Origin of the sequence: Pseudomonas fluorescens (assembly GCF_030344995.1) — a bacterium.
GTDB lineage: Bacteria > Pseudomonadota > Gammaproteobacteria > Pseudomonadales > Pseudomonadaceae > Aquipseudomonas > Aquipseudomonas fluorescens_BF.
The window spans coordinates 2,488,308-2,512,267 of the sequence record NZ_CP128260.1 but is presented as its reverse complement, the minus strand read 5'-3'; the positions used below and the strand labels follow the sequence as shown (position 1 = coordinate 2,512,267).

The 23,960-nt window shown below is 54.3% G+C and carries 15 protein-coding genes and 1 pseudogene; 6 read left to right on the top strand and 10 right to left on the bottom strand.

The features are described 5' to 3' along the window. Positions 1 to 164 precede the first annotated feature (164 nt). The gene (locus tag QR290_RS11305; RefSeq protein WP_289204928.1) at positions 165 to 2,387 is read right to left on the bottom strand and encodes a hypothetical protein; all 2,223 of its coding nucleotides are present in this window, start codon (positions 2,385 to 2,387) and stop codon (positions 165 to 167) included. A 1-nt stretch (position 2,388) separates the two neighbouring features. After that, positions 2,389 to 3,546, bottom strand: a complete 1,158-nt coding sequence (locus QR290_RS11300; protein ID WP_289204927.1) for an ATP-binding protein — start codon at positions 3,544 to 3,546, stop codon at positions 2,389 to 2,391. 227 nt (positions 3,547 to 3,773) lie between these two features. On the opposite strand from QR290_RS11300, the gene QR290_RS11295 reads away from it, so the two are divergent. Next, positions 3,774 to 4,349, top strand: coding sequence for a hypothetical protein (locus QR290_RS11295; RefSeq protein WP_289204926.1), 576 nt, complete (start codon positions 3,774 to 3,776; stop codon positions 4,347 to 4,349). A 304-nt stretch (positions 4,350 to 4,653) separates the two neighbouring features. Beyond that, positions 4,654 to 4,992 carry a GrlR family regulatory protein gene (locus tag QR290_RS11290; RefSeq protein WP_126394510.1) on the top strand — a complete coding sequence of 113 codons (339 nt, stop codon included), beginning with the start codon at positions 4,654 to 4,656 and terminating at the stop codon, positions 4,990 to 4,992. Between the two features lie 63 nt (positions 4,993 to 5,055). Here the strand turns inward: QR290_RS11290 and QR290_RS11285 are convergent, their stop codons facing one another. From QR290_RS11285 to QR290_RS11270, 4 genes are all read right to left on the bottom strand, one after another. Beyond that, entirely contained in the window at positions 5,056 to 5,841 is a 786-nt protein-coding gene (locus QR290_RS11285) for a pentapeptide repeat-containing protein (RefSeq protein WP_289204925.1), read from the bottom strand. Between the two features lie 209 nt (positions 5,842 to 6,050). Then, complete coding sequence (locus QR290_RS11280) at positions 6,051 to 7,655, bottom strand: LA2681 family HEPN domain-containing protein (protein ID WP_289204924.1); 1,605 nt, start codon at positions 7,653 to 7,655, stop codon at positions 6,051 to 6,053. Between the two features lie 626 nt (positions 7,656 to 8,281). Beyond that, complete coding sequence (locus QR290_RS11275; protein WP_289204923.1) at positions 8,282 to 10,435, bottom strand: SEC-C metal-binding domain-containing protein; 2,154 nt, start codon at positions 10,433 to 10,435, stop codon at positions 8,282 to 8,284. A 141-nt stretch (positions 10,436 to 10,576) separates the two neighbouring features. Next, entirely contained in the window at positions 10,577 to 13,333 is a 2,757-nt protein-coding gene (locus QR290_RS11270) for a UvrD-helicase domain-containing protein (protein WP_289204922.1), read from the bottom strand. Between the two features lie 450 nt (positions 13,334 to 13,783). Between QR290_RS11270 and QR290_RS11265 the strand changes: the two genes are divergently transcribed. The 4 genes from QR290_RS11265 (at position 13,784) to QR290_RS11250 (ending at position 18,850) form a co-directional block, all read left to right on the top strand. After that, on the top strand, positions 13,784 to 14,713 hold the full coding sequence (locus QR290_RS11265) for a hypothetical protein (RefSeq protein WP_289204921.1): 930 nt from the start codon (positions 13,784 to 13,786) through the stop codon (positions 14,711 to 14,713). Positions 14,714 to 14,755: 42 nt separating this feature from the next. Beyond that, positions 14,756 to 16,321, top strand: coding sequence for an ATP-dependent nuclease (locus QR290_RS11260; RefSeq protein WP_289204920.1), 1,566 nt, complete (start codon positions 14,756 to 14,758; stop codon positions 16,319 to 16,321). Then, a complete protein-coding gene (locus tag QR290_RS11255; protein WP_289204919.1) occupies positions 16,306 to 17,337 on the top strand; it encodes an AAA family ATPase in 1,032 nt (343 codons plus the stop codon). Before QR290_RS11260 ends, QR290_RS11255 begins: the two co-directional genes overlap by 16 nt. A gap of 397 nt (positions 17,338 to 17,734) precedes the next feature. Beyond that, on the top strand, positions 17,735 to 18,850 hold the full coding sequence (locus tag QR290_RS11250; RefSeq protein ID WP_289204918.1) for a hypothetical protein: 1,116 nt from the start codon (positions 17,735 to 17,737) through the stop codon (positions 18,848 to 18,850). Positions 18,851 to 19,654: 804 nt separating this feature from the next. Here QR290_RS11250 and QR290_RS11245 read toward each other — a convergent pair. The 4 genes and pseudogenes from QR290_RS11245 to QR290_RS11230 form a co-directional block, all read right to left on the bottom strand. Beyond that, positions 19,655 to 21,808 (bottom strand): annotated as a pseudogene (locus QR290_RS11245) (AAA family ATPase). A gap of 275 nt (positions 21,809 to 22,083) precedes the next feature. Continuing rightward, positions 22,084 to 22,755, bottom strand: a complete 672-nt coding sequence (locus tag QR290_RS11240; RefSeq protein ID WP_353739151.1) for an HAD family hydrolase — start codon at positions 22,753 to 22,755, stop codon at positions 22,084 to 22,086. A 19-nt stretch (positions 22,756 to 22,774) separates the two neighbouring features. Continuing rightward, a complete protein-coding gene (locus QR290_RS11235; RefSeq protein WP_289204916.1) occupies positions 22,775 to 23,071 on the bottom strand; it encodes a hypothetical protein in 297 nt (98 codons plus the stop codon). 25 nt (positions 23,072 to 23,096) lie between these two features. After that, the gene (locus QR290_RS11230) at positions 23,097 to 23,825 is read right to left on the bottom strand and encodes a metallophosphoesterase (RefSeq protein ID WP_289204915.1); all 729 of its coding nucleotides are present in this window, start codon (positions 23,823 to 23,825) and stop codon (positions 23,097 to 23,099) included. Between the last annotated feature and the right edge of the window lie 135 nt (positions 23,826 to 23,960).

The window sequence follows — 23,960 nt, the reverse complement described above, 5'->3', positions numbered from 1 at the left end:
TGTAAAAAGCTCTGGATGCTTGGAATGATCGCAACTGCAAGGCCCATGATTATCGTCGACGAAAGAGCGCCCTTAAGCCCTGTTCGCCAATCTTGGCTGTTATGACCAAAGCGCCTAAGAACCAAAATTGACAAAGCACCGGCCCAACGGCTAGCTGGAACTGATCACAACGGCGGTTCGTAATTTGGATCGAGCAGATAAGGGATCTCTGGAAGGTGCGGCGATAGAGTTTCGATCAAGCCAGCTCGCAGTCGGCCATCGATATCTTTATGCAGACGGATCTTTCCAATCGCCAACGCGATCACGAACTCCAAGGCGGCTTCACCTCGCTCATGGCCATACCCTGCGGCGACACGCTTGATAATATCCCCCATCGACAAGCTGTGGGTTTCCTGAGCCCGGTAATCGAGCTCGGCAGGTAGCGCTGCGCGCAAGAACGCTGCCTGGATGACGCCATCATCAAACCGCGAGAACACATCTGGCGAGAGAAGCACTTGCTGAAGCTCGCCGGACTCCAATCGCTTGGCGTTCTGCACCTTATCGCTATGCCGGGCATTCTGCAGAATCCACAGGATAGTAAGGTAGATGTCAGTCGACGTCGCGATCCTCACATCTTCCGTACCGTCGACGAATGCGAAACCTCGGCTGAGAGTCATCGGTTCACTGGTGTGGCTACTGGGCCAAAAAGGGTGCTGGCCAAGCCCACCTGTGCCTGCGTTGTCAAACACCTCCATGCGCTGCGTTATGGGTGCTGAGAACGTGTCGAAGACTGAGTGCAAAGAGTCGAGCAGACGCTGCTCTTGGGCCCAGTGATTCGTGCAGGCCAACTCCGCCGCAGGGATTTCCATGAAGGTCTTGAAAACGTACCTGCTGTGATCCTTGGCGGGCTGGGTCAGGTTGCTCTGCAGATCCTTCATCAGCGCATAGCTGCGCCCGAAAAGTGCTCCAGTGATGTACAGCCGGGTACCGGACTGCTGCGCGGTGCGCAGGCGACGGCTTACGCTCTGTAGGCGCGACCCACGCTCAGCAGCAGCTGCAATGACAATGACAGACCCGTCAAAATCCACACTGGCATCAAAGTTGTCGAAGGACACCTTGCTCTCGACCGTCACACCACAGGACGCAAGGTACGCGATTGCCCGGTCGGCCAAAGCCTCGCTGGCCCTATCGTCATCGTGAATGATCCAGCGGGTTGATGCGACCGCTTCCTCCAACAAGACCCGCTCGAACCATTCCACGAAGTCGTCGGCAGCCACCAGATTGTCTTTATCGACGCACACCGTCCGAGGCCTGAGCCCTGGCCGATCATGGGCGTAGCAACTGAAAAGGTTCGCCCCCATGAAGGAGTGAAACAGCTTTTGCAGCAAAGCCGGTGCATGATCGGTTCCGATGTTCAGCGCCTTGGTTTCGCTGTGCTCTGCAACGAATCGCTCACCATGAATCCGAATCAGACGGGTACCGCCCGCTTCGCCCTCCCCCATGATTTCGAAGTCGTCTGGCTGCTTGAGCGTGTACAGGACAGAACAGGACTCCGATGACCGCTCAAAGGAGAGGATGGTCGCCACGCGCTCTGGAGGAGCGCTGTTCACTTTTACCCATTGTTGCGCGAGGCCGCACTGGGTCGAGGCAGAGATGAGGCACAAGGCGGATACCGCTTTGGGCAAAGGCCCGTCTTTGATCAGTCCCTCGTGGGAGTGGAAAGAACGAATGTTGGCGAAGCCTGGCAGCCCGAATTTCATGAGGTACATCTGCATGCACATCGCCAGGGGCAGCAAGGCAATCGTGTCTAGGTAGAGGGTATCAGGGCGAGCCGCGCCCTCGTCCGTGGCCTTCTCGATCAAGGGCAGGCATGCGAATGCCAGGTAATAAGCGTGCAACGTCTCGGACAGAAGATCTTCAGCGCGGATGAAATAATTTGAGGCCCGAGAGGAAGGCTTTGAATAGAAGAAACCCGCAGGCGCTTTCTTTAGAACGCTGGAGCGCTCGACAAGGTTCGTCAGACCGGCTTTTGCAATGGCCTTGGATTTTTCCTTAATGAGTGTTGCCAAGCCCTCCTCGGGCCCTGAGATGTGGACATACTCTGTTATGACACCCTTTACGTCGTAGAACGCACACGCATAGGTGCGAGGCGACCCCGAGCCTTTGCGGCTTAGCTCCGCCATGAGCGGGGATGTTGCGTCTGCTTGCTGAGCGCGAAATTCGGCCAAGGTGTAGCCCGGCATGAGAAACACCAGAAGGTCGGGCATGACATAGCCCGTAAGCTGTTGCTGGAGGGCGTGCGCTGCTTGCGTCTCGGTCAGGATATCTGGGCCGGTGAAAAACACCACCGCGTGAACCGGCTTCCCGGCGTGACTCAGCTCGACTTCAAAATCCACGAGATCGAACATGTCAATTCACCGGAATGCAGATCGTGAAGACAGTGCCTTCGACAGCAGCCAATACCCGGCCACCGAATCGAGTCGACGGTTCGAATTCCATAACCTCATCTCTTCCATGAAAGGCCTGGTGCAATGAAAGCCGCCCCGTCCGGACACGTACAAAAGCTTTCAGTTTGTTGAGTGCCTGAACAGCGTTGTGCAGGCCCATTCCCGAATTCGGAGACTGCGTCTTGGAAGTGACGTGCTTCTTGAAGCAGTCAAGCGTGGCCTCAAGTTCAGCCTCTAAACTCAGTCCCTCCAACGATTCGACTGGCCGATCCTCCTTGACCGTTAGCCATCGCCGGGCCAAGCCAGGCCCGCTGTCGATGACCGAGATCTCCAGGAATTCCAGTACCTCCGCTTTTACAAAACGCTTCAGAATGAATCGAGCAAGCTCTGGCTCAACGTCGGAGTACTCCAGCGCATCCTGACGACTCATCCTGTTGAGCTTGATCGAGGTGCCGCGTAGCGCCTTCTTGTACTTGTTCCCATCAACGTCGGTGACCGCATGTTGGTCAGCGTTCGAGATCAGCTCCCAGAGTACGCTGCCTAGTGCAGGGAGGCCTGATCTGAGCAATGCACCTTGGTCACTGCGAGTGGTCATCAGCTTCGACGACGTCTCTACGAGCGTTGAGAACCACGTCCTGGGCTGGACTTTTGGGACGGAGTGATCGAAGTAGAACGGCTTGATGAATTCACGCTTTGCGTTGTTCACGCAGAATAGGTTGATGGCAGTTGGGCGGGCGCCTCTCTGGTTCGAGGTGTTGCGCAGATCACCTGCAAACATTGCATCGACCAGGGGTCTGATCGCCATAAGGGCTTCTCGCCGATCAATCAGTTGATGATCCCTAGCGTGCACCTCACTACACATGATCAAGGCAAAGAATCCAGCAGCGCTGTGAGCCAACTGCGTAATTTGGGCGATCGCTTCATCAGCAGGCGAGTACAGGTGAAGGACGGTCTTTTCGTAGGCACGAGCCCAGGTCACGATGAACTGAGCCAATGCCGCATCAACACCCAGCCCACCACCGTGGCTCATGCTGCGGGGTAGCCTGAGGTTGGGATCAGTGCCTAGCGACTGATAAAGATCCTCAATCTCGTAAAGGTTGAGCTTTCGGCTGATTTGCATTCACGCCCTCACATTCCATCGATGACTTGGCTGCCCGGGATTTCCAGCCTCCAGCGTCGTGACCTGCCTTAGCCGCCTCAGGCCTCGCATCGGAAAGGGCGCAGGCGGAACATGGGCCAAACTCTACTCGATGCAACAAATTTAGGCGATGATCCGAATAGTTTGCGCGCAACGCGCTTTGTTCGGCTCTTAGCAAGCGTGCATCTTTACCCACAAGGAAATGAGAAATGACCAGCATCGAAAAGGATTTCGCAGATATCAGGCGATTGACTCGGATCGCCCTGCCCGAGAGTGACCGCTATGTATTTCGTCTAGGGGCAGCTGTCTACGGGTTCGCTTCGGTCAGCAGTTTCATGGCGGAGGTGATCTGCCATATGGATCCCGAGAAATCTCGTCCCGAGCTCGAAGCCAAAATGGGCGGTCGCCTTGCAGACGCGTTCAATCAAACGGTGAAAAAGATCGAGCATTTGGAACCGGAAGCCTTTGCCGCCGGACAACAAGCCTATGAGCTGTTCAAGACGCTCAACGATGAGCGATCGGATATCATCCACTCCTACCCGATCACCAGCACAACCGGTAACCAAATTCTGCATCGACACCAGAACGCGACTGAGCCCAGAGGTCAGGGCGATACGCTACCCCCCGGTAAAGCGGCTAAGCACTTCGAGGTTACCGATCATTTCATGGATACCTTCCTAGCTCGACTGCATCAAGTGAACGAACACTTGTATCGCATCCGTGACATCTTTCGTCCCGCTGTAGAAGCCCACGCCACGGTACCCGAAGAAGATACAGCCCTCTGACCGGCATGGATCGCCGCCATGGTGATAGCGCTGGTGGCCATCTCCGTGGCGAGACAGAAACGTTGGCTCGTGATGGCGTTGTATCGAGACTAAGACCTGCGGGGCGACTACGCGCGCGCCTCAGAGAACGAAGCGGTGCCATGCAGCCTGAATGGGCAGACAGAATTCGCTTATTTAGATGCCCAGGCAGTCAGCCCCCAACAAGCGAGCAGGCTGGAAACAGCTGGTAACAAAACAGCATTAGGCCACTGCGCATTAGATCCCATTAAGCTGGACGCTTATTTCATAAACCGTGGAGGCTCCCATGTCGCAAGGTGTGTTTGAGGTTCACTTCCGCTCCAACATTCAGGATTTCGGATCTGGTCTCGTGTTCGTCAAGGACGGCAGCGTGAATGGCAGCGATGCCAACTTCCTGTATCAAGGAAAACTTCCCGCTCAGTCTGGCGAATTCAAAACCCAGATCAACGTGCAGCAATGGCAAGCCGGTAACACCCATGTTTTCGGTGGTACTGGCGGATTCGTGCTTGAAGCTCATGGCACTGTCGATTACGAGAAAGGCGTCTTCTCTCTGCAGGGCTCCCCGCAAGGGAATACGCAGCTGACACTTCAGGCAACTGGTAAGCGCATCGGTGACGTAGCGTAAAGGGCATGGCGCAGCTGGTCTCACGCCGGCTGCGTATCGCTTCACCGTCTAAGTGCTGGCCCGTCAGACCTCGTCTAGTAACCAGTGCGTTGCATCCACTTCCCCACCGACAAGAGCGCCCGTGACGTTTCGCATGCAGCATTCATAAACGTTGGCATTGCGCAAATCCGTACCTTCCAGATTTGCGCCACTGAAGTCGGCCCCGCGAAGGTAGGCCCACCTCAAATCAGCGCGAGAGAGATTGGCTGCCATAAATTTCCCCTCATGGATCACCATGCCCGCCCTGCAATGACCATCGTCGAAATAGCGAACGAATTTCGCGTTACTTAGATCAGCGCCGGCAAACGAGGTGCAGATCGATACCCAGGAATCTGCAATGACACTGCTAGATGCAGAAATCCCCTCGAAACTCAAGAGTGAGACACCTTTACACTCAACGAGAAAATCAAGAAGCGCAGGACTGAAGTCAAAATTCTCGAACGTGACACGGTGCTTTTTGGCTGCCTCTGCCAGACTGAACTTACCCTCAGCAGCACTTAGAAGCGCCTGCAACTGCCGCTCGAATACATCAGGCTGGTAAAAAAAGCGAACTGGGGTGTTCCAGATGCGCATTTGCGCATTGTAATCGCAGTAGTCTGTGAGACGTGCATTGCACTGGGAAACCTGGTTGTACTCCAACCCCAGATCTCGGGCAACGTGCTGGAGCCACTGGCTGTGTTTAAGTGGACGCCCACTGAACTGCTTAAGAAGCCCCCGCCCTTCTGGGCTCAAAGGCGCATCTGGATCATTTTGACAGCGCTTGGCGAGGAACGAGATGTAACGAAGGAGCGGCGATGTGGTGCTTTTCATGGCCTATTCCTTTGGGCGGCAGTCCTAGTCCCTGCTACCAAAAGAAATGGCGGGAGGTTGTGAAGCGTGATGCAACGGTGCAATCGCTCTACAGATCTAGGACTGAGGGTGGCCGTCACCACCGAGGCGATATCGTGGTTACAGCGACAGCCATTGTCAACCAGAATGAGTGATTGATCGCCCTCGTTTGCCGTCTAGGTGGCCCCTAGTTACAAAGGGCTAAAAGGCTCATCAATCTCATCGCTCTCACCAGAATTGTCTGACTCGAAATCATCATCCCGCCCTCGAATCCAATCATGGTCAAACACCTCCAGAGTGCCAATTAGTCCCTCCTTCGACTTCCTCAACAGCTCTTCTTTCTCACCGACTGCAAGCGCTAGCATCTGAATGGCTGACCTGGCTACACGAAGCGCAGCCAGGGCCGTTGCAGTAAATCGATCAAAATCGTGATGCTCGACTTCAGCAGCCTCTCTGCACTGGGTGATATCGCCTAGATCATGCAAGACCACGAAGCGGTGCGTGCCGGCGTTACGCAGGTTTTTCAGGGGGCGCAGAATTCCGCTTCTGGCCTCATAGTCATCGGCAAGCTCGACTAAACCGTAAATAGCATGCACACCCTGACGCACTATGGATTCGACCTTGGGAGTCAGCGGGGTTTCACCTGCCTTGTTTGGTCGCACGCGCCAGATTTTTCCGAAAAAGATGTCCTGTGGTTTCAGGCCAAGTTCGAAATAGTGATTCGCGGCGGCGGCGACCTTGTCCAAAAGGTCGATGGCTGTGCGGTGCGCAAGGATCAATGCAGACGTAGCCGGGCCGTATACGGCGTAATCAAGGGTGTCATCGAAGCATCCTGAGGTAGGCCACCCCGCTTCATCCCGAGAGCGCCAGGCCAAATCACGGGCCAGGATGAAGTCGCCTTTCATCTGGTTGAACATCGCGAATATCGGTGGGGGCGTTACTCCTTTTCCAGCCTCTCTCTCCAGAATGCCCGGCAGCCGCAACCAATCAAGCTTGCCCATTTCCGGATCTACAAGCTCAACTGACGGGCCAAGAGTCAGTCGCTCTTTCTCAACCCAGGCAACGAAGGGGTCATTGTGCGGCGCCCTAGGTGGAGGCTCCTGGAAGCGATTGAGGAACCCAAGCATGCCGTCCGCTGCCTGCAGTCCTGCGTACTCAATGATTCGATCTCGGTTTTCTCGTCCCACCTTGGCATGCGCAGCGGCCTCTAGTACGGCCAGATCCGAACATAGGCCTATTTGGTAGCTGTAAATCAGGTAGCGAGCTGCTGCGTAAGCAGCAACGCCGTTTTTTGGATCTAGCGCTAAGGCTGCAAGTCGCGCGTCGTGACACTCGCTCAAACGCTGGCTATCTGCCAATTGATTAGCGAGATTCGTCCAGCTCTGACTACGTGCTGAAGCGCTCGCTTCAGCATCCTGAGCCACACACCAAAAACATGCTCTGGCCTCTGAGCGCAGGTGTCTCGTGTCTTCCTTATGATCCAACCACCCGTCATCATTGGGCGAATAGCCAATCGAGCTGACAATCGCAGTGCCTAAGTTGAAGACGGTATCCGGTGTGGGGTACTCGCTGTGGAGTTCGCGATAGAGAGCAAGCCCTTCATCGATCGCATCTTGCTGCTGGCATTGCACTCCAGCGTTAACTAATGTTGTTGCGCGCAACTGCATGTTGTTGAGCCGATTCCGCCCCTCAAGGCTCAGTTTTCTCGCCTGTCTCAATGCCTCATGGAGATCAGTGTTTGTAAGGTGATCCAAGTGAGCAGCTATCTCGCCAAAATCATAAGAGTCGCCATCCATGATCCTTCCCCTCCAGCTATCCACCTATATGGTTACGCCCGATAGGCGCAATCTGCATGATCGCACCCTGGATCGGTTCGCCCTTTATGTATGTATCACAGCTCGTCCTTAAGTCGCGCACATGACAACCCTGATGGCAATTTTTCTCGGGAGGCCGTTAACTCATCCCCATTACTGCCAAATCGATCTAAAGCAGAAGGCAGTGTTGCTGCAACAGTTCCTCGTGCGAGAATAAGACAAAGCGGTCATCCACGATTTCCATTAACCTCGCCGCCAACAGGAGTACAAATGTTCTCCTTACGTATTTATCGGGATAAACTGTACGAACGAGCAGTTTTCCGTCATAACGCTTCTGCAGTCGATTCGCCACAAGCTTCCCAAGTGATAGGGTGCAGACCTATCTAGAATATACGATCCGAAATTGAAGGCCTGGAGCGCAGTGGAGGTGTCCCAGGGCTGGAACAAGCTACTCGGGGCATTGCTGCTCCGTCACCTCGCAAAGCGCGGATTTCCCACGCTACGCATTCGCTGCAAACAGAGATCTGCTTCCCGGCACCTTGAGCCACAGGCCACTACATTCTGCGAATTGCCCTACTGGTGCACAGCGCAAAGCGGGCGCAGTAAACTCAAGAGCGACAGCACTTCTTATATTTTTTTCCACTACCGCATGGGCATGCGTCATTGCGGCCCGGCTCCAAGTGACGCATGCCTCTTTCCAAGATTTTCATCGCCGCGCCCATGGCTACGGGCTTTCGCATTCCCTTAGTCAGCTCGTCCATTACGTCGGATTGAACCCAGGGTAGGTTGTACATCATGCCGAATTGAATTTTTCCCTGCGTATTGACGGAAACGCCGAACCATGTAGCAGCTCGCTCCACGTACTTGCGTTTTTCACAATGCAGTTTCAGGTGTTCAATCGCGTGAGGATCTGGAGCTGGGTAGCAATGGAACGTAATCCCCGTCTCCCCTCCATCAATGGCAAAGGTGAAGTCGTGAGGGCGTCCATCTCTCATGGCCATACCCGTGATACCGGCTATACCCTGGTGGATGTGCTGACACGCCCTGCCATCCAGCGACAGCAGCACGAAACCAAGTTCAAGCATTGCAGGATCTGCTGCTCGCTCAATCTGGGCAATCAACTGCACATACTGAGTACCTAGCATGTGCGTCAGAATTCCTGGCGGTGTTCTTTTCCCTGGGAATCCTTCCCTGCGCACCGTCATCGCGACATCCACGTCACCCGCGAACGAGTCGTCCACCGATGCCATGCTGTAGGTTGGGTCGAGCCAGAGATTTTGATTCAGGTGATAACCCAGAGCTGTCAGCTCATGGCTAACTCTGAGTTTGTCACCTGCGATCGCCCGCAAGCGTACGTAGCTGAAGAGTCGCAGGGGGGAGTCCAACATTTCCGTCAGGACGTCCAGTAGGAAAACGTCCATCACCAATGGGGCCCGGACGATCTCCGTAGTTTCGAACTCAAGGTATTGGCTCGCCTGGAGCGCGAGCGCGGGATAGTGGTCAGATACCACGCAGAACGGAAACACCTCTTTAATCGAATTAGGCATGGCGATCTCGCGCCCTGCATCATCGATCATCCGGCACCTACCCGAGAGAATCGCCTCAGCGCAGTCCCAGGCTTGATCAGATGCCTTCTGAATAGCCGCAGCGAAGTCAGCCTTGAGCTGACCATCGTTCCCCTTTCGTGCGGCCAGTGTTAGCTTCTTCGCTTTGGCTTGAACGATGATCATGCGGTCACCGAAGATCACCAGCACGTCAGCCTCTCCGGCCCTGTTCTTCCCGTAAAGAATGTTGACGTTCGTGTAAACGTTGGCTTTTCCAAAGACCGCAGCTAATCGTTTGTGAGCAAAACGCTCAACGAAAGCGCCACGGTTGTCAGAGGCCTGTCGGCGATAGCCAGGGTCGTCTTTCATCCAAAAGAACGGTGACTCGTAGAGTGATTCGTAAATTGCGTAGTGCATGAAAAGAAGCACCGACCCGCGATCAGTCGGCAATAACGGCGTCCCGACCACACTGTTGTAATCTCCGAGTTCCCGGAATTCCGCGTTCTGACCGGTGAACATCAATGCTTCAAACACAGCCTGTACGACGCCAATGTCCAGCCCTGTTTTTCGAGCGACTTCCTCAGTGGTGAACTCGAAGTGAGCCAGTGGTGAACCGACGGCTTCCAGTGCTTTCTTACCATTTAGATGCAGCTGGGTTGTACGTAAGTCCATGAGCGAACACATCGCACGGGCAACTGTTTGTGCCTGACGACTCGTGAAGCCCTTATTCTGCTGAAGCCAAGCGTCATCGTCCTCGTGCTTGTCGACGAAAAAATCTCGGTACTGGAAACTGTAAGCGGACTCCGGGCCGTAGAAGATTGGCTCCCTCAGCGCAGCCCCTTCCCAAATAGACATGCGATCTGTCGCACTCGCAGATTTGCGCTTCAGCGCCTCGAAGATCACGCTGTTCATTGAGCCATGGAGTTCAGCCATCAGCTCATCAGTTTGCTCTACATAAGATTGGACTTGAGCAGGCTCTGGGAGCGTCAGATCCAGCGGCTGTCGCACCATCAGCCCTAGCAGGGTGTTGATTTCAGTTCTGAGAAGTCGATTGGCATCATAGAGCTCACTCAGATTAGAAGCCGTATACTCATCTCGAAAGGCGACCATGTTATCGCGATGGCAGATGTACGCGATCGCGTGAACGTACCCCTGTTTGGCGGTAAGCACGCCAAGGTCAGCGAACACCTCGGATTCACTACGTCCCGTAATACGCACGCTTCACTCCTTCAGTGACAAGTAACGACAGACGGCTCCACTCAGCAGATGTGTAGCACGGTGGTATATCTGGTCGACAGGCTTGGGTTTTCGATCGTCGGCTGTGAAATGCGAACGCGCCCAAGATCAAGGCTAACTGAATCAATACGGACGACGGGTCAGCTTTGGCTGTCGAGTTCCTTGACGTTTCGGCTTATCGGGTTTGTATTTGCAGCGAGGAAAGCCCGAGCAGGATTTGAAATCACCGAACTTACCCGTGCGCTGAAGCACGACCCCATGCTGACAGACTGGGCATCGTTCCTCTTGGATTGGTTCACCCTTCATGTCCGTGACGATGACCACACCGTCTTTCGCCAGCTCAGCCAAGAACGGCGAGTTTCTGGCAGTCACTGTGAACATGGCGACCGACCTGCGCGCCCGAGTCAACGCAACGTAGAAAAGCCGGCGCTCTTCTCCATGCAGGTAGGTGTCACCTTCCGGCATCACCAGGCTGAAGACAGGATCATCCCCTTTCAGGCTCGGAAACCCTCCAACCATCATCCCTGGCAGCAGAACATAGTCGGCTTGGTCGCCCTTTGAGGTGTGGATAGTTTTGAATCTGATTTCAAGCTTGTTGCCGTAGCGCCGCTCCCATCCTTGGGGGATGAACTGCGCATCGGATTTGTAGCGCCCTAGGACGAAGACTGAGATCAACCTACCACTGGCTCCAGGGATCACGCCAGTCGACAGCTGCTGGTAGAGGTCGTCCAGGTACTGTCGCAGACCATCCCGAACTTGGTCTCTACTGGACAACTGAAACGCCTGGAATGCGGGGCCGATGGGCTCAGTCACAGAAATCACTGTCTTTTGCAATTGAGCCGGGTTTTTAGCCACAAACTGACTGGAGGCGTCACAGATGGCCTGTGGGCACCGGTACGTTTTCTCAAGTCGGAATACCTCGCCGTGGCCGTACCACTCGACGAAGCCTGTCATGACACTCACATCGGCGCCTGCGAACCGGTTGATCGACTGCCAGTCATCTCCCACTGCGAAAAGATGACTGTGAGGCTCTTGAACCAACGCCCGGCATAGCCTCGCACGCGCGCGCGAGGCGTCTTGATACTCGTCAGCCATGACCAAGCGGTAAGGCGACTGGTAGCCACGCTCTAGACAATCTGCGGCCATGTTAATCATGTCCTCAAAATCGATCCCACGGTCTTCCTTCAGGGCGGCATCCCACCCTTCGATCACCGGGATCGCAAGCTCCAGGAACATTTTGTACCGGAACTTGAAGACGCTAATTGGAAGAGCGTCGTACCGTTCGTACAGCATCGCCGCCGTCAGGCTATTGCTTTTGTAGTGCGAGATGAACGATCTGAGCACCTTTACCAAGTCAATATGATCCAGCGGTACCAGGCCGGAGTCCGGGATCGGACGGTCGGGATTTGGATCTAGCTCCACACCCCGCGACGTCAACTCGTGGGCGAGAAGAGCGAAGATTTCACCCGTCCGCAATTGGTGTGAAGTCGATTCGATCAGTTGCGTGCCATAGCTGGCATGCGTCTTCCGCTTCCAATCGGCCCCTTCTGCATAATTCACGAAATGCGCGGGCGCTTGGCCATCTGCGTCAAAGGCAAAATGCTCGTGATAGAGATTCAGCTGCGGGTAATAAAAGTCGGGCACATACTGACGGTGATCAGCGGTTGCAGTGTCGTGCTCGTAGGGTCGCTCATAGGCGTACTCAACACCATTGTAGAAGAGCCAGTTGGCAATCAAACGCTCTTCCTGGCTCGCGACGTGCTCGCCATTGAGTGTGATTAGCCGAGCCTCCCCTTCCCTGTCAAAGGCCTCCGCCACATCTCTCAACGGCGCAGTGGAGTGATCCCGTCCAAAGACCAAACGGAAAAGATCCCACTTGGTGCGGAACTCATCTGACCTGTCTTTAAGCGTATCAACAATCACCCCAAGCTTTTCCAGCCCGAGATCCGCCTTGGTAGCCCACTTCGGGACGCTTGGTTTTTTGCCCGTAGCGCCGCCAATGATTTTGAGGCCGATTGAGTGAAACGTAAGCGCATTGATCGTGACACCGGTCATGCCTAGCCGTGCGAGAGACTGAGCTCCCCTTTCCTGCAGCTCCTGAGCCGCATCCTTGTTGAAGGCCAGCATGATGATCTCGGATGGGGCCACAAAACCTCGATGAACCGCGTAAATGGCCTTGGCAACCATCGTAGAAGTCTTGCCGGAGCCGGCAGAGGCAATAAGCTGAACCCGGTTGTCGAAGCAAACCACGGCTTTTGCTTGCTCATCATTGAGCTCTCGGGATTCGACGTTATCCAGAAGATCTGAGCAAGCATCGAGCTCCCGGATCATGTGCACTTGATTACGAGCTTTCCAATGCTCAGTCCAGTCCTGAGACCATTGACGCAACCGTCCTTGCACGCGCGTCTTGTTATCTCCCATCGCTGCCTGGATAACTGGAGAGTCAAACAACGCCTTGAGCTTTGCAGCATCGATCCCTAGGGCATCCCTCTTGGAGAGAAGCTCCTGCTGCGTGTCGTGCGTCAGCCAGCGATGCTCTGCATCAGCTGTAGCCACGGCCTGTTCGACCTCTTTCAGCCAGCCCATGATCTTGGCGTAGTGAGCGCGAAAATGCTGCTTGCTCGTTACCGCCCGAAGCTGGTGATCCAGGGTGCTGCGCGCTGAATGGGCCAAGCCAATGAGCTGAACCTCATGACCGATCCAGACAGAGACATTCGTCCACAGTAAGCGGTGATGAAAGCGCAGTGAGGAGAACGCTTCGAGAGGTATCGAATACGTTTGGTCGCCCAGCATGACGCTCAGCTCATCATTCTCGATCGTCAGACGCCAAGAAGCAGCTCTTCTGAATAGACGCGATAGAAAAGAAGGTTGCCACTCCATTGTCATCCGCCAACTACACCGCAAAAGACAGCGAGTTTATCAGAGGCTCGATACCATAGTGCCACCACAACGCTTGAAGCCCACGCACATTGAGCTCAACTCATGACGGGATTAAGCGGATGGAAACGACCGGGTGGGGGGCGCAGTGCGAGGCGAAGCTGGTGTCACTGAAAAACCAATCAGCCGAAAACATGCCCGGACGCGGCCCCATCTTGATGCCATCAGACTAAAACTTTCGGGGATGGACAGCGGCTCAGAATGCGGAAAACCCATGCTTGCAGGCTAGTCCTCGATCAGTACACTGGTGGCCTATAGCCATAAAACGGGCACCTAGACGCCGAGATCAGGAGCGCAACCGTATCGGATACCACGCAGTCGCCAACAGGGCGACCGCCGCTTCAGGCTCGATATGAAATGGAATCGGATCCGCCTTTGACATGAGGAGTGAGTATGGGCATCAAAATGGATCATGCCTTCGACCAGAACGGCGATAGATGGGAAGCAGACACATACACCAAGGGCACAGGTGCCGAGCCTCTTCAATGCAAATGCGGTACGCCAGTCGCTCACAACCCACCGTACACCCGTGAAATGTATGACAAGTCTGTTTTCGTCCAGGGCTATTTTCGCCTCTATCCCAAAGGTGCTCATGCCGCGAATTGTCGATTCGGTGTGGACGAGGAAATTAACGAGATTGCCAGCACCTCCGAAGACCTGATCGAGAGCATCCAACACAATCGTTACCGGATGCGCCTGGTCATGATCAAGGAAGCCCTGGAAAAAGGTGGTCGTAATTTCAAGGATGATGGGGGCACTCGGGCGACAGCGGGTCGGACTTACACCCACAACCCAAATCTTCTTCCTGCGTACATCAACTCCGCCAAGAGAGCTCTGAAGCTCCGCGCACTCTGTGACAAAGATCAGGACATTGAACAGCATCTGGAGCTGGTGTTTGAGGGCAATGTGAAGGTCGCCTGGAATCAGTTCTATTTCGAACCGGAGCGCCATGCGGAAGCGTATTACGCAGTGTCGCACAACGCCGTTCAACATCCCGTCGCGATTCAGGGTGCGGTGAGCAGCGTCAGGACTGAAATCAGGGGTGACAAAACCAAGAACGTTATCAACCTGCAGATGAACAAGTTCCGAGTCGATCCGGATGACGCAGAAAATGGCATTGGCCTGGAGGTGAGCATTTGGGCCAGGGATCCAGCATGGCTCAAAGGCATTGAAAAGGACGATGAGGTCGTAGTTCTGGGCATGTGGAAACACTCCACAACCGCACCCGAAAAAGCCCCTAGGGAGGGACGCTTCAAAACCCTCACTAAACGCAGATTGACGTTGACCATGGTTCTGAAAGCCCAGGTCTCCAAAATCGACTGATGAACGCTTACCCCCCTGCCTAAGGTCAAACAGGAAACGCTCATGCCGGCCATCACCAAACTCGTGCTGCACAATTTCAAAAGCTTTGGCGATCTGACTCTTCAGTTTGATGCCGGCACCAACGTATTGATCGGGGACAATGAGACGGGCAAGAGTAGCGTCCTACTGGCCCTTGATCTCGCATTTAGTGCGAGTCGCAGCCGGGTCGAAACCATCGGCTACGAAGCACTACTGAACCAATCTGCAGTAAGGAAATTTCTGGCAGGCCCAGCTCGCCTCGATTTGCTGCCAGAGGTGATAGTGGACATTTTTCTTGAGGCGGGTGATGACCAAGGCCTGTACGGACGCCAGAACTCGACGGGGGCAGACAGTGATGGCCTGCGCATGGCCATCGTTCCTTTGGTGGAGGATTTCGGCGGAACCATTCTTGAACTGCTTCGGGACAACAAAGAGAGCTTTCCATACGAATATTATGCGGTGCAGTTCTCCACCTTCTCCGGGGCACCCCACGTCAGCTATCGAAAGCCTCTGAAGCACCTGCTCATCGACAGCTCTCGAATCGACACTGAGTACGCCGCGCGGGAATATACACGGACAGTGTTCGGCTTCCACACCCAGGTGCCAGACCGCCATCGGCTCGAAAACCAATACCGTCAGGGCAAGGAAGTCTTCCAAAAAGACAATCTCAAGGAGCTGAATGCCACGCTGGGCGAGTACCAGTTCGCGTTGCGAACCAGCGTGCGTTCGAATCTGGAAACTGACCTTGTGATCACCAAGGAAGGGATCCCAATCGAAAACCGTGGTAAGGGCGAGCAGTGTTTCATCAAGACCAATTTTGCGCTGCAGAAGCATGACGCCAGAGGTGGCCTACACGCCTTGTTGCTCGAAGAGCCCGAGAACCATCTGAGCCACACGAACATGAAGCGCCTGGTAGAGCGTCTGACCCGCACCCAGGGAACTCAACTCTTCATCGCCACCCACAGTAGTCACATCTGCTCACGACTCGATCTTCGTCGAGCTCTACTCTTGGGAACCGAACAAAAGGCAGGCCGGCTCAAGGATCTGACGGAGTCCACTGCCGAATTCTTCATGAAGGCCCCGGACAACAATGTGCTTGAGTTTGCGTTGTCGAACAGGGTCATTTTGGTCGAGGGGGATGCCGAATTCATCCTTCTGGAACACTTCTACAACAAGCACGCGGGAACCACTCCGCAGTCAGACAACGTCCACATCATCTCGATCGGTGGTACCAGCTTCAAACGCTATCTAGAGCTCGGCAAGCTCCTTGGGATCAGAGTCGCGGCAATCCGGGACAACGACCATGATCACCAGCAGAATTGCGTCGAGAATTACAAGGCCAGCCTGTACGACGGTGCCCGGATTTTCGCTGACGAGAGCAATGAGCGCTCTACGTTCGAGATCGGCCTTTACCTCGATAACCAGAAAATCTGTGACGGCCTATTCGGGGGCGCACGCAAGACCCTAACGGTTCAGGATTACATGCTCAAAAACAAGGCGGATGTGGCGTTCGAGCTCCTTACGAAGAAGCCAGAAGAACTCGTCGCACCTGCCTACATCCAGGAGGCGATCCAGTGGATAAGAGCGTGATTTTCGCGGTTGCCGGATCCGGGAAAACCAGCCTGGTGATTGATCGCCTGAGCCTTGATCAGCGCTCCCTGATCGTCACCTATACCGAGAACAACTATCGCCAACTTCGACACCGCATCATCCAAAAATTCGGGACGATTCCGCCCAACATTACCGTCATGACGTACTTCTCCTTTTTGCACGGTTTTTGTTACCGGCCACTGCTGCAATTAGAGCTGAATACTCGGGGCATGAACTTTCGACTGCCAACCAACCCTCGGACGCCGCTCAGCGATATGGCGCGCTTTAGGGATGCCAGTCGAAGGCTCTACTACAACCGCCTGGCTAAATTGCTGGAGATGAGGAAATGCATACCGGCCATACGCGCGCGGATCGAGCGTTTCTATGACTGTGTATACGTCGACGAGGTACAGGATTTCGCCGGCCACGACTTCAACCTACTGCTGGATATCTCGAAAGCAAAGGCGGGTATGACCTTTGTTGGTGACTTCTATCAGCATACTTACGACACCAGCCGGGACGGTTCGGTTAATAAATCGTTGCATGACGACATCAACAAGTACGAGAAACGATTCCGTGACGCCGGAATCAAGGTGGACAAAACCACTTTGGGGCACAGCTGGCGGTGCTCTACAACCGTCTGCGATTTCATCAACGCGAAGCTGCAGATCACCATGGGCGCGCAGCAGGAGCGGGTCAGTGAGATCATTACGATCGAAGAACCTGAACAAGCCGCAATCCTTCACGCTGATCCAAACGTCGTGAAGCTCTTTTTGAAAGAACACGACAAATACGATTGCCACTCGCTCAACTGGGGAGCGAGCAAAGGCATGGATCACTTCGAGCACGTCTGTGTCGTTTTAGGCGCCGACACCTGGAAACGATACCGCAATGGCAATTTACACGAAGCCAATCCACAGACTCGAAACAAGCTGTACGTGGCCTGCTCGCGCGCAAATGGCGACCTCTACATCGTTCCCGACAAGCTTTTCAAACCGTTCAAGAAAGCCCGGTAGCCGGCTCAGTCATCTTTCTCGGCAAAATGGTGGTGGTAGCTACATAGGCCGCCAAAATCTTGGTCATGGGCGCCAAGGCTAGTGCTGCACAAAGCGCCCCCCGTATAGTCGCAGGCATAAAGAAAATTGCAGCCTTGACCACTCACACAGACGTACAGCTCGTTAATTGGGTTGAACCCGACGAGTACAGCTAAGTGGACACAGCATTGTAAGGCTGAGGTAGGCCAGGATCAGCTTGGCAAAGAACTGCAGCAAAGCTGCGCTGTCTGCATGGCCGGGCTGGTCTCAACCCGCCCCGACTTGAGTACAATGCCCCCCGAAATGAAGCACGCATAAACAGAACCGTAGAAATTCCCCCCTTTCAGTGATCCTTAAGGGAGGATCAGGAGCCTAGACTTTGAGCACCCCGCAATTTCTTCCACAGCGCAATTACATCTTGGAAGAGCCGGAAGTTTATGTTGAGCGATACAGGAGCATTGACGAGGCATCACTGCCCTTCCTGATAGAGCAGGCAGAAAAATCAGACAACGAGGCCTACCGCACTGTTTTACTCGGTAAGCAAGCAGGCTTAGGTATCGACGCTTACGGCAAAGCCATGCGATGGGTTGGGAGGGCCGATCGGTTGGCCTACAACGACTTTAAAAACGCAGCGGATTGGTTGTATAGCCCTGCCATCTTCGAACTTGATCGATTACTCACAGCCAGTAACGCAGAAGAGCTGTGCATGAGTGAGGAAGAGTTTGAGCGTGAGGCACTTCATTGGAGAGAGTTTGCAGAAAAAGCAGCGTGGGCAGAAATAGACAGCGCATTGCTGACAGGCACGCGTCCGGTCTTGTGGCAAACGCTGCCGGGCAAACCGTGTATGCATAACGCCCGATTCGGTAAAGGATCGCTTTTTGTAGTGATTTACAAAGGACGACAATTCGCGATTACTGCTAAACACGTCGTCGACGGAATAGATCCTGCGATTTTCAGGCTAGTGCTGGCTGAGTCCAAGAACATTTTGCCAGTCCATGCAGGACGACACCCCCTCAAAGGTGCAGAAGACTCTCAAGACGATTCAGAGGATGTCTTCGTATGGCAGATCGATGTTGCCAGTACCGCACCTGGTATCGAGTGGTGGTCATGGAATCTCGATGGCTTATGCCGAAAGGTCTCGGAGATAAGTCCTGGTCAGCGGGTCTATGCCGTGGGCTACCCAGAGTTTGAGGACAATATTGACACCGAAAATTTCGACATTGAGGAACATCCGTTCGTCGCGTCCGGGCTGTTAACCGCCCGACCACTCACGGACGACATCTACTCGATGAAGCTTGACCAACATCTTCCGTCTGTTGACCTGAATGGGATGAGCGGAGGGCCTGTGTTTGCAAGGTTTGGAGAAAAGTTTCACTTCGTTGGAATGTGCATACGGGGCGGAGGAACGCCGCCGCATCTGCACCTCATATCTTCCGAAAATGTGCTCGATTTCCTGGAGACCCTCATAGAAGAATCCAGCCAGGTAGCTCCATAGCCGCCAAGGGCACGTCATAGGAGTTAACAACCCCTATGGCAACTAACCAACCCCTGAAGCGCACAGCACGTGTTCACCTAAGGCCCGCGTAGGAGCGGGTGACTTCAAACCTTCAGACCTTGTATGCGGGGAAATAGCCGCTGTGACTGGCATTTGGTCGCAGGCATACATGCCGTCGGAGCCACCTCAATGGGCGGGCGGAGACCGGAAAACCGGATTGTAGAAAATCGTGTAATGTCCGCATGTGCAGCACCGTACGTCACCGTCCAAGACAGGGTACGCGCACCAATGGATACTTTGTACGATACTGCCCCCAAAAAAGGCCATTTTTACCGACGCGCTCAGAAGCTCTCAGATGTGCAATTTGAGCAGGCTGTCGCCGAGTTCCAGAAGAAGGTCAGCCTGGGCCCAGGCGCAGATGATAGTCAAGCTGGCACAGGAAGGAGCGTGATAGGGAGAGTGCAGCTACCACCTAGGTACGTTCAATTAACGGCGCGGAAGGGAGCGCATGTGCGTGCACACGATCTCCCACTGCCCAAGCCGGAAACGGTTGTACTGGCGAACCAGAACAACTTTTCCATGATCGGTCATGGCGTATTCTCCATCTGATCTCAGCGGGCCGCTGATAGCCTTTACACGCCACGTGCAAAGCGAGCAGATGAGTGCCAGGCAGGAAGGAGAGTCCTTTGGTGGTAGCTGCAGGCGTAATGCTATCAGTGGAGAGCCGGCGTGAAAAGGCCAGCATTTGCCTCGGTAAAAGCCCCCTTACCTCTAACCGGCGTTCCTCCATTCCCCTTAACAACCTCACGCCATCATCTTGTCGAAATGCGCTTCAAAATTCGTTTCCACGAATACGTCCTTGAAGCGGTCGATGAAAGTGGCAGGATCGATCTCACCGAAGTCCGTGATGTTGATAGAGTCCGTATGGGACTCACGGTTGATGTAACGGAAAAACGCCCTGAATTCTGGCTTGTCCTCGCTGAGCTTCATCAGCGCCTGGCGCAGTGACGATGTCTGGTGCACGAAGCTGAAGTAACACTCCAAGATGTTGCGCATCATGTTTGGCAACACATTGGGAGACGTCCTCCCCTGTAGGGCATCCTTAATGGTCTGCCAGCAGGCCTCGTAGTCATTTTGTATTTCTCGCTCCTCCATCGCCACCACCGAGCTGTACTCGGACTTGGTGATGCGGAACAGCGCAAATGCTTTCTCTCCATCCTCTTTCAACAGCTTGACCATCTCATGGAAGAAGAAGAGGTTGTGCGTCAGGATGATCACCTGCTTGAAGCGCTCCTTCGGCAACAGCACCTGGCGCCTGATCAAGGAAGCGATATCATAGACGTAGTTATGGGAAAGACTCGAAATCGGATCGTCGATGACAATGATCCGGTCACTCTTAAGCTTCCCAGCCCCAGAGCCCATCTCTCCGTTGCAGACCTCCAAGAAGTAGAGGAATGAGATCAGCGTTTTCTCGCCCTCGCTGAGGGTCTTGAACACCCCTTCTGTCTGGGTTGGGCGCTCAAGCCGATACTGGGGCACAGAGCCCTCCTGCTTGATCAGCTCAAAGCCTTTCAGACCCAGCATTCGCAACCAATACCTAATGTTCTCGACCGCTTGGTCGGTATTGGTGATGGACGCTCTGGACGTCCGCACGACTTCCTGCTGCTCCTGGATAAGACTTCTGAGGTTCTGCACCTCATCTTTGGCCGCCTGGCGTATGCGGCTTTGGGCCTTCTCGACTTTGTCGAACGTGACGATGAACGCATTGCACGCCCCCCTGTACCAGCTCCAGAAGCGTTGCTTGATGCTGTCTTAATGCTGCTTTCGGTTCTTTATTTTGGCGTTGATCTCGTCGATTTTCTGTTGCTCAGCCGCGATTTCGCCATTCAACTTGGCCATCAGTGAGGCAGTGGAATCCAGAGTCGTAATCAAGGATGGACTGGCGACCTTTTCGGCGATGGCTTGCAGATTTTTTTGGAACACCGCCTGCAGCTTGGTGACATGTAGCCTGATCGCTTGGGGCTGGTACTCCGGGGCTTCGCATCGACGTAGAAATTTCTCGACCCCGTCCCGGTACCGGACTTCGAGTTGTCGGAGCACATCCAGGCGTTCCTCGTAGGTCTTGTCGAAGACCTTCCGAACCTCAGCGTAGAAATCCGGTGGCAGGACTTGCTGGCAAAGAGGACATTTTTCGTGCGCCTCTGTCTCATAGCGCAGAGCATGCTTGACCCAGTCAGAATTTCCCAACTGCTGGATAAACGCGGAAAGGTACGAGTCACCTGATCCGGTGATGACCTCTTGCAGAATCGGATCGCCCTCCAGGCTCTGCACTTGAAACGCCAGCGGCGGAATGCCCGGCATCTCCTGATCACTGGTCTCTTTTAACGCAGCCGCCTCAGCCAACAGCCCTTGGGAAGTATCGGTAGAGGTCACCAGCGGCACGTTGCGAACGGCTTGCAGCAATCGCTCCTTCGTGTTGAGCAAACTGAAGCAATAGGCCAGTGCACTCCCATCAAACTCTCGCTTCGGCTTCCAAACACTATCCAGCAGTACTTCGTAAGCAGCGTCATGAATCTTCTTACTGCTAACCCCCTTCTCCATTTCAGCATCATGGGCGACCGTTAAATCTGCAATGGATGCCTCTGCGGCTGCCAATGCCTCTTTGGCCTCAATGTTACCCTCGTTGAGCGTGAATACACCTGGCTGAGACGCGGCCTCCTGGAAATTTTTCTCCATAAAGTGGTGGTTGTAGACCAGCACCTCACGACCGGCCTTGACCGGCTCCACCCCGCAGACGCCATAACAGTCGTCACCTGGGGCCTGTAGGAAATTACCGATTGTGGTCTTGCCTGTACCGTTCTGGCCATAGAACAAGCTCACGCGCTTGAGCGGAGCAATCGAAACGGCAGCATGAGGCGAGTAACTGGAAACATTGCGGAGAACAATTTTTTCGAGCATGGCACAGTCCCTGGCAGAGGCAGATCCAGCTCAAAGATAGGCAGAAAACGTGCGATTTCATAGGGCCAGCATACGCCCTGAAACAACTATTAGCCTGACCGGGGTGAATCGAGGAAGTGTCAGGTTCAGCAAGCTCATGCCAACCTGGGCTCAGAGTCTATGCGCAGGACTGATCAAGTGAGCTCAATTAGGGAATAGAGTCGATTGAATGGGTAATCCACTAAGGGCGTTCTGTGCTGAGCTCTGGGCTGCTCTGATCATTCAATGGTTGCTGCTCAAATGGCGCGATTGCGCTCGGTGACCAAGTTGGCGAATTGCATGAGGTCACTGATCTGCCCCATCCCTGACCGATCCAAGTGATACCCCTCGATTCCCACAGCTCTAGGGCCATCTCTGTCGCATTTCCTGGAATCGCCAATCATCACCACTCGGTCATTTTCTCGGGTTGTTTCAAACCCATCGAGGCTAGCCGCCCCCCCCAGCTCGCGGCAAATACTCAGATAGATACGAGGGTCAGGCTTCATGACACCCAGCTCGAAACTAAAAGCGTGACACTGGACGTGCGGAAAGACTTTCCTGATCGCAGGGCCGTAGGGCTGGGCAAGGTTCGAACAAATACCAATGGCCACCCCTGCTTGCAGCAACTGGTCAATCGCCTCAAGCGCATCTGGATATGGCTCGATAGATGCCAGTTCCTTGCCCAACGCATCGTTCATCTCGGCTCGCTTCGAAGAAGAAAGCTCAATTCCCAGATGATCAGCTACCTGGTCAAAACTGAGGTTCGCCGTCATTGCGAAATGAGTGCTGTCAGGTGATACCGCCACCCCCTGACGGCGGCCTTCTCTGAACAAAGCGCTGTAGGGGTTGGTGCGTTGACCAATGCGAACAAGAGTACCGAAGCCGTCGAAGACGATTGCCGAAATCTTATGCCCTACTTCCTGTCTCACCTGATTCAAACAGAGCACCTTATGGGCTGGGACGAATACTGGCTTCACCGGCTTCGAGCCAATTCACGACGACGTAATGATCACGACCACAAAGGCTCTGGAGTAATACAAAGCCCTGCTGCTCATCGATAGTCTTTGCCGGCGGGGTGGCGACTGTCTCTCCGTCCTGAATGAGGCCCGAGCGATCCGAGAAAGCCATGGCCGAGTAGCGTGCCCCTACCCTCGCGACATCGATCAAGTAGGCATCGATGATCACACCCCACTTGATACGCTTCGCAGCCAAGACTTTCAGGGGGATAGGGGGCTCGTCGTTCACTGAGCACCTGGCGTCGTTCAACACTTCAAATCTCCAAAATTTTGCACGGGTTAAAACCGGTTATTTCTGATGGATACCCACGCGGATTTGAGATCAGCCGGCACCGTCCGAAAGACCGATCGATCGCATGGTGGGTATGCCCAAAAATCCAGACATCAGCCTGATCAACGAGCGCGTGCCAACGATTGAAATAGGCAGCACTCAAGTGCCCTGAATACTCTGACCCGGAAGCCTCAGGAATCGGACAGTGATGGGTTACGACTACGGTTTGGCCACCGAAGGGGGTGGCGAGCTGCTCGCGGAGAAACTCGTATGAAGCACGATTCATTTCGATGAGATCTGCAGGCCGGATACGTCGATACTCACTGCCTGTACGGATCATTCGAAAATCGTTCAGACCCCGCACACAGGCACTGGAGGCGGCCATCACATCCCCAGTACCACTGAAATCTGTCCAACACGTCGCGACCAGAAACCGAACGTTGTTCGACGTCCAGACTTGGTTATCCAGGACGTGAACATGCAAGGCCGCTGCTGTCTCCATTTTCTCGCGAGTGCGCGTGAGATGGCCTTTGTAAAACTCGTGATTGCCGCTGCAATAAATCACATCACTGCTGAACGTCTCATTGGCCCACCTCACACCTCGGTTCAGCAGGTCGATATCCCCTGCCAAAATCACCAGGTCGACGTCTAGAGCCGGAGGGATAAAGCGATCGAATTCGTTATGCAAATCCGAGTAAATCAGGATCTTCATTCAGGAACCTTTGCCTGGGACAGGGAGGCTTGCCTGGCCGACCATAGAGTTGCTGAGAGGCTTCTGTATGGCCTTCCAATTGACGGCTTATCGCTATATTGAGCTAGTTAAAGCTGACCATGCGCCATACTCTAC